The organism is Syntrophotaleaceae bacterium (assembly GCA_041390365.1).
Taxonomy (GTDB): Bacteria; Desulfobacterota; Desulfuromonadia; order Desulfuromonadales; family Syntrophotaleaceae; genus JAWKQB01.
In genome coordinates, this window is the sequence record JAWKQB010000002.1 from 1,043,018 (window position 1) to 1,054,994 (window position 11,977).

The window sequence follows — 11,977 nt, forward strand, 5'->3', positions numbered from 1 at the left end:
GAAACAATGACAGCGCTCCGGGCTCTGCCCGGAGCGATCAAGCCTGAGAAGCTTGCAGGCGATATATCAAGGAGAAGTCGATGGGAAAGACAATCGCTCAAAAGATCTTCGAGGCTCATCTGCGGGATGAGCCGTTTCCGGGAACCTACGTGCTCGATCTGGACCGAGTGCTCTGCCACGAGATAACCACCCCCGTTGCCATCGCCGACCTCGAATGGCGGGGCAAGGACCGGGTGTTCGATCGACATAAGATCAAGGCCGTGATCGATCATGTCACGCCCGCCAAGGACAGCAAGACCGCCATTCAGGGGAAGATCCTGCGGGATTGGGCCAAGCGGCACGAGATTGCCGACTTCTTCGATATCGGACAGAACGGCGTCTGTCATGTTCTGTTTCCAGAAAAGGGGTTCATCCGCCCGGGATTCACGGTGATCATGGGCGATAGCCACACCTGTACTCATGGCGCTTTCGGGGCTTTTGCCGCCGGGGTCGGCACCACCGACCTGGAAGTGGGCATTCTCAAGGGGGTCTGCGCCTTCCGCAAGCCGGCCAGCATCCTGGTCAACATCACCGGCAAGCTGCCTGAACAGGTGGTGTCCAAGGACGTCATCCTCCATGTCATCGGCCTGCTGGGCGTCAACGGCGCCACCGACCGGGTGATCGAATTCCGCGGTCCCGTCGTCGACGCCATGAGCATGGACGCCCGCATGACTCTGACCAACATGGCCATCGAGGCCGGCGGCACCTGCGGCATCTGCCTGCCCGACCAGGTGACCGTCGACTACCTGTGGCCTTTCATCAGCAGCGAGTATGCAAGCAAGGAAGCGGCTCTGGCGGATTTCCGCAAATGGCATTCCGACGCCGATGCCGACTACGAACGGGTGATCGACCTCGACGTCTCGAATCTCGAGCCTCAAGTCACCTATGACTACAAGCCCGATTGCGTCAAGTCCGCCAGGGACATGCAGGGCACCCCGGTGAACCAGGTCTATATCGGCACCTGCACCAACGGTCGACTCGAGGATCTGGAGCAGGCCGCCGCCGTACTCAAGGGGCGCAAGCTGGCTCCCGGCGTCCGCGGCATCCTGTCGCCGGCGTCGCCCAAAATATTCCGCCAGGCCATGGATCAGGGGATTCTCGCGATCTTCATGGAGGCCGGTTTCTGCATTACCAATCCGACCTGCGGCGCCTGCCTCGGCATGAGCAACGGGGTGCTGGCCCCCGGAGAAGCCTGCGCCGCCACCAGCAACCGGAATTTCCAGGGACGCATGGGGCAGGGGGGGATGGTTCATCTCATGAGCCCGGCTACGGCCGCGGCCACCGGCGTCAAGGGGGTCATTACCGACCCGAGGGACCTGTAATCGGTTTTCATCTCAGATAGGAGCACCCATCACCATGAACAGAACATTCGGCGGACAGGCCATTTTTCTGGACCGGTCCGATATCAATACCGACGAAATCATCCCCGCCCGTTACCTGACCGAGGTCACCAAGGATGCACTCAAGCCCTACCTGCTCGAGGACCTGAGCCTGCCCGGTTTCGATCCCCAGGGGGAAGCTCTGCGACAGGCGACTGTCATCGTCACCCGCAAGAATTTCGGCTGCGGTTCGTCCCGCGAGCACGCTCCCTGGTCCCTGGAGGTCAACGGCATCTACACGGTGATCGCCGAGGGCTACGCGCGCATCTTCCGCCAGAACATGTTCAACTGCGGCATGCTGGCCATCGAACTTCCATCCGCAGACATCGATCGGCTCTTCGCCCTGTCGAAGCTGGGTACGGTGAAAATCGCCGTCGACCTGGCCGGTCAGCAGCTGACAGCGACCGCAGGCGGCCGGGAGGAGCGGTTCAGCTTCGCCGTCTCCTCCTTCGACAAGGCCCTGGTTGAAGCCGGAGGCTGGGTGGAGTTCGCCGACGCGCGTTACTGAGATTTTTCCCGGCTTTTGTCGACCCCGGTTCACGGAATGCATTTGACAAACGCATCGCCGCCCACTATAGTGGCGCCGCTACCGCGGGGCCGTTCCGGTCCGGCTGCGGGGCGGTTCTGACCCTGCCAAGGCGCTGATGCGAAACCCGATTTTGACGAGAAGAAAGGAACTGTCAGAAATGAAATCCTACAATATCGCTCTGATGCCCGGTGACGGCACCGGCCCCGAAGTTCTGCGCGAAGGCGTAAAGGTGCTGGACGCCGTTTCCTCCATTTACGGTATCAAGTTCAACTACCAGGAGTACGACTTCGGCGGCGAACGCTACATGCGCACCGGTGAATGCCTTCCCGACAGCGCCATCGGCGAGTTGAAGAAACATGATTCGATCTACCTGGGCGCCATCGGCCATCCCGACGTCAAACCGGGGATCCTGGAACTGGGCATCCTGCTCAAGCTCCGTTTCGCGCTGGACCAGTACATCAACCTGCGGCCGGTCAAGCTCTATCCCAACGTCGAAACCCCGCTCAAGGACAAAGGCCCCGAGCATATCGATTTCGTCGTCGTCCGCGAAAATACCGGCGGCATCTATACCGGCATGGGCGGTGCGACCATGGTCGGCACCTCACAGGAGATCGCCACCCAGCTGATGGTCTACAGCCGCCCGGTCGTCGAGCGCTGCATCCGCTATGCCTATGAATACGCCCGCAAGCGGAACAGGAAAAAGACCCTGACCCTGGTCCACAAGTGCAACGTCCTGACCCACGTCGGCGACCTCTGGGTTCGCACCCACAAGGAAGTGGGTGACGCCGACTTCCCCGACATCAAGCAGGATTACAACCATGTCGACGCCTGCACCATGTGGATGGTGAAAAGCCCCGAATTCTACGATGTGATCGTCACCGCCAACCTCTTCGGTGACATCATCACCGACCTCGGCGCCATGATCCAGGGCGGTATGGGCATCGCCGCCGGCGGCAACATCAATCCGCAAGGGGTCTCCATGTTCGAACCGATCGGCGGCAGCGCGCCGAAGTATACCGGCAAGAATGTCATCAATCCCCTGGCCGCCATCTGCTCGGCCGGTATGATGCTTGAAACACTCGGCGAAGACGCCGCCGCCAAGGCCATCGACAAGGCGGTGAACGACGCCCTGGCTTCCGGCAGGATCAAGAGCCTTTCCGCCGGCAAGATGGGCATGGGCACTACCGAGATCGGGGATTACGTCGCCTCGCTGGTGAAATAACAAAGGGGCGGCTTGGAGATCCAAAGCCAGTACCGGTGTTTCGCAAACTCGACGGGATGCCCGATTGATTTTATCGGGCATCCCGATGACCGTTTTGCGAACCCAGGACCAATGTTTAACCCCTTTCTGTAAGGATTTTTACTGTTATGGCCAAACAATTCAATGTCGCTGTTGCCGGCGCCACCGGCGCCGTTGGACAACAGATGCTCGAAGTCCTCGCGGAACGCAAATTTCCCATAAAAGAACTGCGTTTGCTCGCCTCGGAGCGTTCCGAAGGCAAGTTTCTGGAGTTCAAAGGCGAGCAGTTGATGGTACAGAAGCTGGACAAGAATTCCTTCGCCGGCATCGATATCGCCCTGTTCAGCGCCGGCGGCTCCCGCAGCGAGGAGTTCTGCCCCATCGCCGCCGCCGCCGGAGCGGTCTGCGTCGACAACTCCAGCGCCTGGCGTATGGATCCCGACGTGCCCCTGGTGGTGCCCGAGGTCAATCCCCAGGACATCGCCCTGTACAAGAACAAGGGGATCATTGCCAACCCCAACTGCTCCACCATCCAGATGGTGGTGGCTCTCAAGCCTCTGCACGATTTCGGCACCATCAAGCGGATCGTGGTCTCCACCTATCAGGCTGTTTCCGGCACGGGGCGCAATGCCATCGACGAACTGCGCATCCAGTGCGGCGAACTGCTCAACGGGCGTCCCGTCGAGTGCAAAGTCTATCCCCATCAGATCGCCTTCAACTGTCTGCCGCAGATCGACGTCTTCCTGGATAACGGCTATACCAAGGAAGAGATGAAGATGGTCAACGAGACCCGCAAGATTCTCGGGGACTCCAAGATCGGGGTCACGGCCACCACCGTCCGGGTGCCGGTCTTCTACAGCCACAGCGAGTCGGTCAATGTCGAGACCGCTGTCAAGATCACGGTCGAAAAGGCACGTGAGCTTCTGGCAAAAGCCCCCGGCGTAAAACTGGTCGACGATGTCGCCCACCTGGAATACCCCATGGCCATCGACGCCGCCGGACAGGACCTGACCTTCGTCGGCCGCATCCGGGAGGATGCATCGGTCGCCAACGCCCTCAACCTCTGGGTGGTGGCTGACAACCTGCGCAAAGGCGCAGCCACCAATGCCGTGCAGATTGCGGAGATTCTGGCAGAAAAATATCTCTGATTTTCCGGTCTCCAATGCTCGGCAACTGTGGAAAAAGGAAGGGGGGGCTTTGCGGCCCCCCCTTTTTGCAATTTTCGCCCTGGGATTCATCGGGATCGAAATCGAAATCGGGATCGGATTTTGGCCTCGGTCTGTCACTGCATTGGACCTGAAACGGACGGCACTTCCAAGGCTAGAAACCCGATTTCGATCCCGATTTCGATTTCGATTTGGAAATACTTGAGAATCGTCAATGAGAACCATCAAGCTGACTCTGGAATACGACGGCACCGAATATGTCGGCTGGCAGCGGCAACCCAACGGGCTCTCCATTCAGCAGATCGTTGAAGAGGCCCTGGGGCAGGTACTGCAGGCATCGGTCCGTCTGCACAGTTCCGGCCGCACCGATGCTGGGGTGCATGCCCGCGGTATGATCGCTCATTTCCGCACCGACAGGAACCTGCCCCTATCGGCCTTCCGGGAAGGGGTCAATCGCTATTTGCCGCGGGACATTGCCATCAGGGCCGCCGAAGAGGCCGCAGAGAATTTTCATTCCCGGTTCGATGCCCGGGGCAAATGGTATCGCTACACCCTTTATCTGAATCAAGTGCCTTCCCCCCTGCAGTGGCGATATTCCTGGCACATCCGTGGTTCCCTCGATCTGCAGGCAATGGCCGATGCCGCCAGGGGTTTTGTCGGGCTCCATGATTTCTCGGCATTCCGGACGGCAGGCTGCGAGGCACGCAGCACCGAAAAGGAAATCTACTCCTTCGAGATCCTTCGCGAAGGTGATCTGGTGCATCTGGATGTCAAGGGAAGCGGCTTTCTGCGCAACATGGTCCGGGTGATGGTCGGCACCCTGGTCGAAATCGGCTTCGGCAAGCGCCCCGCTTCCGATGTTGGTGCACTGCTTGCAGCAGGTTCAGGCATTTCTCCTGGAGCCACCGCCCCCCCTCAGGGTCTTTGCCTGATGGAGGTCTGGTATTGAGTGCGGTTATGGATTGCGAAAATCCTGGCGAATGAATTTGTTTTGGAAGGTGGACTTATGTCGAACTTGATTTCCCCGGCCAGAATCCTGACATCGATCTGCTGTTTCTTTTTTATTTTGAACAACCCGGCTGAAGGAGAAATCTCCGCCTCAGTGGGAGGCGGCTATCTGGCCGGCGACACCCAATATCAGGTCGGCGGCACGGTAGTTGATGCGACGGGAGTCTACGAGATCCACTTCCCCCTGAGTGAACTGAAATTTCCCCTTGACGCATTTATGGTCAAGGGCACCGTCAATGTCGATTTTGCCAAGCGCTGGTCGTTGATGGCCAGTGCCGCGACCAACATCACCGATGATACCGGGAATATGGAGGATTCGGACTGGGGCATTTTTAACGGGAGCACAGCTGATACCCTGGACGTCTACTCTGAATCTGATACGGACATGGAGGCGCTGCTCCTCGAAGGGAAGATTTCCTGTAAGGTTGGCCAGTTCAGTATCGATCGGAAAAACAGGTCGGACATCTTTTTTTCCTGGTTTGTCGGGCTTGGCTACAAATACCAGAAATTCGATTTTGATATTTCAAACCTCGACCAATGGTACCCTTCTGCCCCTGCAATCCCGCATGATATTGTTCCCGGAGTGGTTCTGACCTACGAGGCCGAATATCAGATCCCCTATCTGGACCTGTCCCTGGAAATGAATGTGGCGCAGAAGTTTCTTTTGCACCTCGGCGGAGCCTATGCGCCTTTTGTCGATTTCAAGGATGAAGACCACCATCTTCTGCGGGGCCTGTCCTACTATTCGGATCATGACTGGGAGGGCGACGCCTGGTTTGTCCGCCTGAAAGGGCGATATGATTTCCATCCGCGCTGGTTCATCGTTGTAGATGCCGAAGCGATGCGTATCGAGTCGGAAGGACGGTCCCATGCCTACCTCGCAGGCACATGGAGTCATACGATCGACAACAGAGTCGAAAGCGAGCAGTACAGCGCCTACCTGTCGATCGGCTGCGATTTCTGATCATCCCGCCATAGAAATTCTTTTCGTCCACTTTTTTCAATCATCGAATTGCACCATTCCTCGGGCCTGCTATTGTTTCCCAGGGTTTTTTTCTTCTCCCTGGAGTCCATAATGGCCGAAATCAAAATCTACCTTTTGACCTGCGAAGCCATTCCCCTGAGGCCCCGGCCGCATCTGGGTCTTTTCGATTATGGGCTTGCAAAGGTCTGGGTTCAAGCCAAAGGGCCTGATGAAGCCCTCCTCTTTGCCGTCACCTATCTGGTCGAATTCGGCCTGACACCTAGAAGTCTGGAAAAGCCGCCCATGGAAACGACCGCTGCAGATTATTCCGGCCAAATGGCCGACCTGGCCCGATTCCGCAAGGCTGAAAATTCAGGAGTTGCCCTGCATCTGGACGGCTATTCCCCAGGTCTTCGTCCCTTTCCCGTGAATGTAACCCTCCACTGATCGGCGCCGATTCCAAGAGTAATAATTCATTGCGCCCGGCAAGAAAGGCCTCACCCCCGCCCGCGACATTCCGGCATTCGAGCAACATCCGCACTATTGCAAGCCATCACACCAACAGTGGATACGGCCCCCGGCCCCGAAGAAAGTCCCACGAATACCGCCTACCGATGCCATCACTTCGCCGCAAGGGCTTTGCCTGATGAAAGGAAGTCTGGTAGTAAGGCAGGCAGAGTTTTTGATTGACCCGATTAATGAGTTTGTGCAAGTGTTGGTATTGATTGAGGCAGGTTATTCGTGCAGGGTTTTGGGCACAAGCGAAAAAAATGTTTTTTTCGCAATGATTGTCTGAATAATTCAGAGGGGAATGGATTAATCCTAAAGGGAGATATCATGGCAACTGAGAGTGTTGACAGGAGAAAGCACGGCAGGGCTTATTTTTCCATCGAAGATAACATCAAAGGCCTTTTCATTTTTGTTCGTGAGACGGAAATCTTTTTCAGCGCCTCTATACTCAACGTCAGCAGAGGCGGGTTGCATTTTTCATTGAATAAAGAAATGCGTATTTTCCCCAAGATCGGGGACAAGCTAAGACTTGTCAAATTAGAAGGGGAAGCGGCCTTGGACATCGAACTCAACATCGAGCTTGAGGTTCAATGGATCCTGGATCATGAGACCCTTGACCATATCGGCTGCGGATGCGAGTTCATCTATGTATCGAAAGCGGGCCAGGATAGATTGTCTGATTTTATCGACTCGCAATATGTCGGCAGGCAGGTGCCAAAGCCCCGTCCTTGATGAGCAGTTCCTGACGGTAAGGCGGGTGGGGGGAGGTTGCTAGCGAGTCAATTAAGCTCGTCCCGCAACATCGGCCGTGCCTGGAGAAGGATCTTTCCCCGGCCGACCGCAATACTCACCCCCGCCCGCGACAGTCCAAGCATTCGAAGCAACATCCGCACCATTGCAACCCTTCACACCAACGGCCAGATAGCAGAATGCCGCCCGCGCCTCGGCGATTCCAGTCAGGCGGGTTCGCTGGCAGAGCAATTTTCGATTCCCGTTGACAATATGCGAATTAGTGGGGTGTGAGAGCGCTTCGGCGGCAACAAAAATATGCCGGGCATTTGAACGTGACTTGGAAGAGGATGCCGCTCTTCGCAAAGCTGTTAAGACGCTGATTGCCCAATTTTCAACTTTCAAGGAACTCTGAGGGGACGTTCTTGAAAATTATAAAATCTTTTCCACCTTTGCCTTCAATTCCGCCTCTTTCAGAACGATCTGCTCCCCCCTGTTTGCGGCGTGAGAAACAGCGGCGGGGGTGTAGGCAAGTGAAGGTGCAATGTCGACTCCCCTTAATTTCAGCAGTCTGATTGCCACATAACAAATGACCGCTTTTGCCTGGGGCAAAGCCCGTTTTTTGCTCGGTTGTTTTAACGTCGACTTTTCGATGGCAAAATGGCTGGCCACCAAGTCGATGAGATCCGCCAGGGAAAATTTCTTATTTGCAGAAATCTGGTCAGCAAGCCCCAAAGTCCGCTCGACAAAATCCCCTCCACCCAAAACCCGGTCATCGAAAAGGGCGTCCTCAGCAAGATCGGGGTCGAGATCCATGCTGGTCCGTTTTCCGCCGGATGAGAAATTGGCTGAGGTTTTGGCCGCGCCATCAACGATAAAGCGATGGTACAGCTGCCTGGCAGCCCTGCGTCGTTTGGCGAAAAGCGGCAGTATCTTGCTCTCGGGAATGATCGAACGGGAAGTTCGTCCCAGCAGTTCCCGATGGCCGCACCAGGGATAATTCTCGAGGGAATCCAGGTTTTCAACGATTCCGGCACGCAACGGATTCAGGTGGATATACCTCACCAGTTCCAGCAAGTAGGTATCGCCGTCGCAGACAATGGATTTGTAACGATTTTGGAACAAGTGGCCGACACGATTGTGGCGCAGGTTGAAAACTACGGCGTAACCGGTAAGCAGACGGCGCATGAAATGCGAAAGCTTGGCGACATGGGGCTGTATCAACAGATGGAAATGGGTATCCAGCAGAGCCCAGGCGAAACACTCCGTCCCGGTTTCGCCAAGCAGCCGGGCAAAGCGGGAGAGGAACTCTTCGCGATCCTGGTCATCGAGAAAAATCGAACGTTTCTCAATCCCTCTGACGATGACATGATGCAGTAGGTGCCGCTCTTCGCAAAGCTGTTAAGACGCTGATTGCCCAATTTTCCACTTTCAAGGGCCGACCCCCTATAAGCTGGGTGGTAACCCGAGCGAGGGCGCAGCAGCAGATGAAAGTGATTGGTCAGCAGGGCCCATGCCAGGCAGTCGGTATTCGTCTTCTGTAGTAGAAACGAGAAGCGTTCCAGGAAAAAGGAACAGTCCTGATCATCCAGAAAGATCGGGCGGCGTTCGTTGCCGCGAACGATGACATGCTGGAGCAGGCCGGGAGTATCGAGGCGCGCGGATCGAGGCATGGGGTATGGGTAACAGAAATGGGCGCAATGATCAAGGGCTAACAACGTCCCAAAACAAAAACCAATTAAAGAAGATTTGACAATGCAATCAAAATTTTCTAGGATCCAAGATTAAAAAAAGGTCATTATGGTTTCTGGTGGCGTTATCTGTGGGCTGGAGGGAGATCGATAGCGGGTCTGGAAAGAAGAACTGGCTAATTGACTGGCTAGCAGCGTCCCCTTAGGGATTCCTTAGGGATTCCCGGTCGCTGACGATGCACGGTTTGCCGACCTGCGCCTTCCGACAGCAAGTTCAAGGTTTCAAGCCAGAGTCAGAACGAGAGATTTCTTGAAGCAATATCGACTTAACCTGATAAAACAGGAGGGAATTCATGTCGTTTGTCAACAAGACCTTTACAAAAGCGGAAGAGGAAGAGGCACGAGAGTTCAGAGTGTTTATTACCCGTCCGTGCGCCTTTGATCGGGAGCGCAAGGCATTATTGCAGCAGCAAGGGGGTGGCGTCTGCCACGCGGGGGGGTGCCGGCCCCATGCCCTTTATCTCAGCTTGGACCGCGTGCTGGTCGATATCGATGCCCTGCGGCATGTCACGGTTTCCGAGGATACCGGCCGGGAATCGATCCATTGGCAGGTACTGCAGGTGCACTGGTCACAGAAGTTGACGATCACGCCGGACGAGCTGTCGCAATTGCTGAGCGAAGCCCTGCAGTGCTACGGCAAGGACGGTATCCAGGAGACACGGCAGAGCCTTGAGCAGGTGAGTGTCGATCTGTCCGCCCTGCAATCAATCGGCGGGCAACTTCGCCGACCCGATACCTTTTACAATACCGAACTCACCGCCGACGACAAACAGCGGATTGGTTACGACGCCATGCGCAACCCGCAAGGGAACAAGCCGATCGGAACCCGCACCTGGACCGTCAATCCTGAACGCGATGCCTTTTTTATGAAAATCGGGGGGGCTGCCGCGAGGATTATTGCGTGCCTCATTATTTTCTTTTGAGTCACAAGGGCGCACGCGCACGTGTGGATGCCTGGCGGCGGGAGGAGGAGACGGAGATACCGGGGTTAAACAATATCCGCTGGGAGATCATCCGCATTCATTGGACGGCGGACAGCGTGGAGGCCAAGGCGGCCTTTAAAGAGCTGTTGATCGAAGCCCTGACCTGCTTCGGAAAATACGGCATGCAAGGGGCCTATCTTAACGTCGATCGTGTCGAGGTCGATTTCTCCGTCGCGCAGGAGGTGTAGATCATGGGTTATCAGGCTATTCTGGATGACATTGCCAGCAGTAACTATTCCCTCGACCAGCTGCGTGACATCATTTCAGAAGTTTCGGTTTCGCCCAACGATGCCGCCGAAGGGGCTACAACCATACTCTACAGCGGCGAAATGCCGGACGGGACGCATACCGGCGTCTTGGCGGAATCGATAAGCGACGCCAGTGTGAAAGGTGACGGCCTTAAACAGGTGGTCACCATTGCCGACACCGACGCCTATAAGGTTTTGCAGTCGGAGGAACTGGAAAAGGCTGTTGAAGAGGCGACAAAAGGCCTTCCGGATGCTGAAGCCAAGGCTGCCCGCGATGCGTTTTGGGGTGTGACCGATGCGGACGGCCACCGTCAGCCCGGAGTGTGGGACGATGTTTCAAGGCGGCTTGTAGAGTCCGCAGAGGGTGATGTCCGCACGATTATTTCTCCTGATGCAGATTCTTCGCGTGTTTTTGTTCTGGCGCGGACTTGAACCCTTGAAGCCGGCAGAAAATTCAAGGTTTCAAGCCCGAGTCAGAACGAGAGCATTTCTTGGCATGCAAACAAAATCGCAAACCGACTTAACCTTTTAATCAGGAGGGGAATCCATGGCTTTTGTCAACAAGACCTTTACAGAAGCGGAACAGGAAGAAGCACAAGAGATCAGGGTGATCGTTAACCGCCCCTGTGCCGTCGACCGGGAGCGCAAGGTGGCATTGCAGTTCCAGGGGGGCGGCGTCTGCCACGGCGATGTTTGTCGGCCTCACTCCCTTTGCCTCAGCTACCCAGGGATATATATCGCTGTGGACGCTCTGCGTCATGTCATGGTTTCCGAGGTCTCCGGCCGGGAATCCATTCATTGGGAGGTGCTCCAGGTGCATTGGCCACAGAAGCTGTCGATCACGCCTGACGAGCTGGCCCAATTGCTGACCGAAGCCCTGCAATGCTACGGCAAGGATGGCACCCAGGAGGCCCGGCAAGCCCTCGATCAGGTGAGCGTCGACCTGTCCGCCCTGCAATCCATCGGCGGGCAGCTACGCTGCCCCGGCGCCTTTTACAACACCGAGCTGACCGACGCCGACAAGCAGCGGATCGGGTATGACGCCCTCCGCAATCCACAAGTGAACCAGCCAATCTGGACTCGCACATGGACCGTCAATCCGGAGGGTGATGCTTTTCTTATGCATATTGGCGGGGGGGGCTGCCGGGAGGACTATTGCGTCCCCGACTATTTTCTTTTGAGTCATCAAGGCGTGCGCGTCCGCGTTGACGCCTGGGAGCGGGAGGCAGCGACAGACAAACCGAGGCTAAGAAATATCCGCTGGGAGATCATCCGCATTCACTGGCCGAAGGACTGCCCGGTGGCCAAGGATGACCTGAAACAGGTGCTGACCGAAGCCCTGGCCTGCTTCGGACGCACCGGTCTGTCAGGGGCCTACCTTAACATCGATTGCGTTGAGGTCGACTTTTCCAAAGCGCAGGAGGTGTAGGC

General features: G+C 56.4%; 14 protein-coding genes. 13 read left to right on the plus strand and 1 reads right to left on the minus strand.

The features are described from left to right. The first annotated feature begins 80 nt into the window (after nucleotides 1-80). The 8 genes from R2940_11920 to R2940_11955 all read left to right on the plus strand — a co-directional run bounded on the left by R2940_11920 (nucleotide 81) and on the right by R2940_11955 (nucleotide 7,567). A complete protein-coding gene (locus R2940_11920) occupies nucleotides 81-1,361 on the plus strand; it encodes a 3-isopropylmalate dehydratase large subunit (GenBank protein ID MEZ4600485.1) in 1,281 nt (426 codons plus the stop codon). 34 nt (nucleotides 1,362-1,395) lie between these two features. Beyond that, nucleotides 1,396-1,926 (plus strand): 3-isopropylmalate dehydratase small subunit, encoded by a 531-nt coding sequence (locus R2940_11925; GenBank protein ID MEZ4600486.1) that lies wholly within the window; start codon nucleotides 1,396-1,398, stop codon nucleotides 1,924-1,926. A 178-nt stretch (nucleotides 1,927-2,104) separates the two neighbouring features. Then, on the plus strand, nucleotides 2,105-3,169 hold the full coding sequence (locus tag R2940_11930; protein MEZ4600487.1) for a 3-isopropylmalate dehydrogenase: 1,065 nt from the start codon (nucleotides 2,105-2,107) through the stop codon (nucleotides 3,167-3,169). A gap of 146 nt (nucleotides 3,170-3,315) precedes the next feature. Continuing rightward, nucleotides 3,316-4,335, plus strand: a complete 1,020-nt coding sequence (locus R2940_11935; protein MEZ4600488.1) for an aspartate-semialdehyde dehydrogenase — start codon at nucleotides 3,316-3,318, stop codon at nucleotides 4,333-4,335. Nucleotides 4,336-4,567: 232 nt separating this feature from the next. After that, complete coding sequence (gene truA, locus R2940_11940) at nucleotides 4,568-5,302, plus strand: tRNA pseudouridine(38-40) synthase TruA (GenBank protein ID MEZ4600489.1); 735 nt, start codon at nucleotides 4,568-4,570, stop codon at nucleotides 5,300-5,302. A 57-nt stretch (nucleotides 5,303-5,359) separates the two neighbouring features. After that, on the plus strand, nucleotides 5,360-6,325 hold the full coding sequence (locus R2940_11945; GenBank protein MEZ4600490.1) for an omptin family outer membrane protease: 966 nt from the start codon (nucleotides 5,360-5,362) through the stop codon (nucleotides 6,323-6,325). A gap of 111 nt (nucleotides 6,326-6,436) precedes the next feature. Further along, nucleotides 6,437-6,772: a hypothetical protein gene (locus R2940_11950; GenBank protein ID MEZ4600491.1), complete on the plus strand. Its 336-nt coding sequence runs from the start codon at nucleotides 6,437-6,439 to the stop codon at nucleotides 6,770-6,772. Between the two features lie 390 nt (nucleotides 6,773-7,162). Beyond that, a complete protein-coding gene (locus R2940_11955; GenBank protein ID MEZ4600492.1) occupies nucleotides 7,163-7,567 on the plus strand; it encodes a PilZ domain-containing protein in 405 nt (134 codons plus the stop codon). A gap of 429 nt (nucleotides 7,568-7,996) precedes the next feature. Here the strand turns inward: R2940_11955 and R2940_11960 are convergent, their stop codons facing one another. After that, a complete protein-coding gene (locus R2940_11960) occupies nucleotides 7,997-8,329 on the minus strand; it encodes a hypothetical protein (GenBank protein ID MEZ4600493.1) in 333 nt (110 codons plus the stop codon). Between the two features lie 117 nt (nucleotides 8,330-8,446). Here R2940_11960 and R2940_11965 point away from each other — a divergent pair, with 117 nt between their 5' ends. The 5 genes from R2940_11965 (at nucleotide 8,447) to R2940_11985 (ending at nucleotide 11,975) form a co-directional block, all read left to right on the plus strand. Further along, nucleotides 8,447-8,944: a hypothetical protein gene (locus tag R2940_11965; GenBank protein ID MEZ4600494.1), complete on the plus strand. Its 498-nt coding sequence runs from the start codon at nucleotides 8,447-8,449 to the stop codon at nucleotides 8,942-8,944. 664 nt (nucleotides 8,945-9,608) lie between these two features. Next, nucleotides 9,609-10,238: a hypothetical protein gene (locus tag R2940_11970; protein MEZ4600495.1), complete on the plus strand. Its 630-nt coding sequence runs from the start codon at nucleotides 9,609-9,611 to the stop codon at nucleotides 10,236-10,238. Continuing rightward, nucleotides 10,217-10,486, plus strand: a complete 270-nt coding sequence (locus tag R2940_11975; protein ID MEZ4600496.1) for a hypothetical protein — start codon at nucleotides 10,217-10,219, stop codon at nucleotides 10,484-10,486. Before R2940_11970 ends, R2940_11975 begins: the two co-directional genes overlap by 22 nt. A gap of 3 nt (nucleotides 10,487-10,489) precedes the next feature. After that, a complete protein-coding gene (locus R2940_11980) occupies nucleotides 10,490-10,978 on the plus strand; it encodes a hypothetical protein (protein ID MEZ4600497.1) in 489 nt (162 codons plus the stop codon). 115 nt (nucleotides 10,979-11,093) lie between these two features. Next, nucleotides 11,094-11,975: a hypothetical protein gene (locus tag R2940_11985; protein ID MEZ4600498.1), complete on the plus strand. Its 882-nt coding sequence runs from the start codon at nucleotides 11,094-11,096 to the stop codon at nucleotides 11,973-11,975. The last annotated feature ends 2 nt before the right edge of the window (nucleotides 11,976-11,977 follow it).

Coding starts and splice junctions, on each gene's coding strand:
- R2940_11955 (MEZ4600492.1), top strand. CDS start 7,163: ATGGCAACTGAGAGTGTTGACAGGAGAAAGCACGGCAGGGCTTATTTT.
- R2940_11965 (MEZ4600494.1), top strand. CDS start 8,447: ATGGTACAGCTGCCTGGCAGCCCTGCGTCGTTTGGCGAAAAGCGGCAG.
- R2940_11950 (MEZ4600491.1), top strand. CDS start 6,437: ATGGCCGAAATCAAAATCTACCTTTTGACCTGCGAAGCCATTCCCCTG.
- R2940_11980 (MEZ4600497.1), top strand. CDS start 10,490: ATGGGTTATCAGGCTATTCTGGATGACATTGCCAGCAGTAACTATTCC.
- R2940_11985 (MEZ4600498.1), top strand. CDS start 11,094: ATGGCTTTTGTCAACAAGACCTTTACAGAAGCGGAACAGGAAGAAGCA.
- R2940_11920 (MEZ4600485.1), top strand. CDS start 81: ATGGGAAAGACAATCGCTCAAAAGATCTTCGAGGCTCATCTGCGGGAT.
- R2940_11970 (MEZ4600495.1), top strand. CDS start 9,609: ATGTCGTTTGTCAACAAGACCTTTACAAAAGCGGAAGAGGAAGAGGCA.
- R2940_11930 (MEZ4600487.1), top strand. CDS start 2,105: ATGAAATCCTACAATATCGCTCTGATGCCCGGTGACGGCACCGGCCCC.
- R2940_11925 (MEZ4600486.1), top strand. CDS start 1,396: ATGAACAGAACATTCGGCGGACAGGCCATTTTTCTGGACCGGTCCGAT.
- R2940_11945 (MEZ4600490.1), top strand. CDS start 5,360: ATGTCGAACTTGATTTCCCCGGCCAGAATCCTGACATCGATCTGCTGT.
- truA (MEZ4600489.1), top strand. CDS start 4,568: ATGAGAACCATCAAGCTGACTCTGGAATACGACGGCACCGAATATGTC.
- R2940_11935 (MEZ4600488.1), top strand. CDS start 3,316: ATGGCCAAACAATTCAATGTCGCTGTTGCCGGCGCCACCGGCGCCGTT.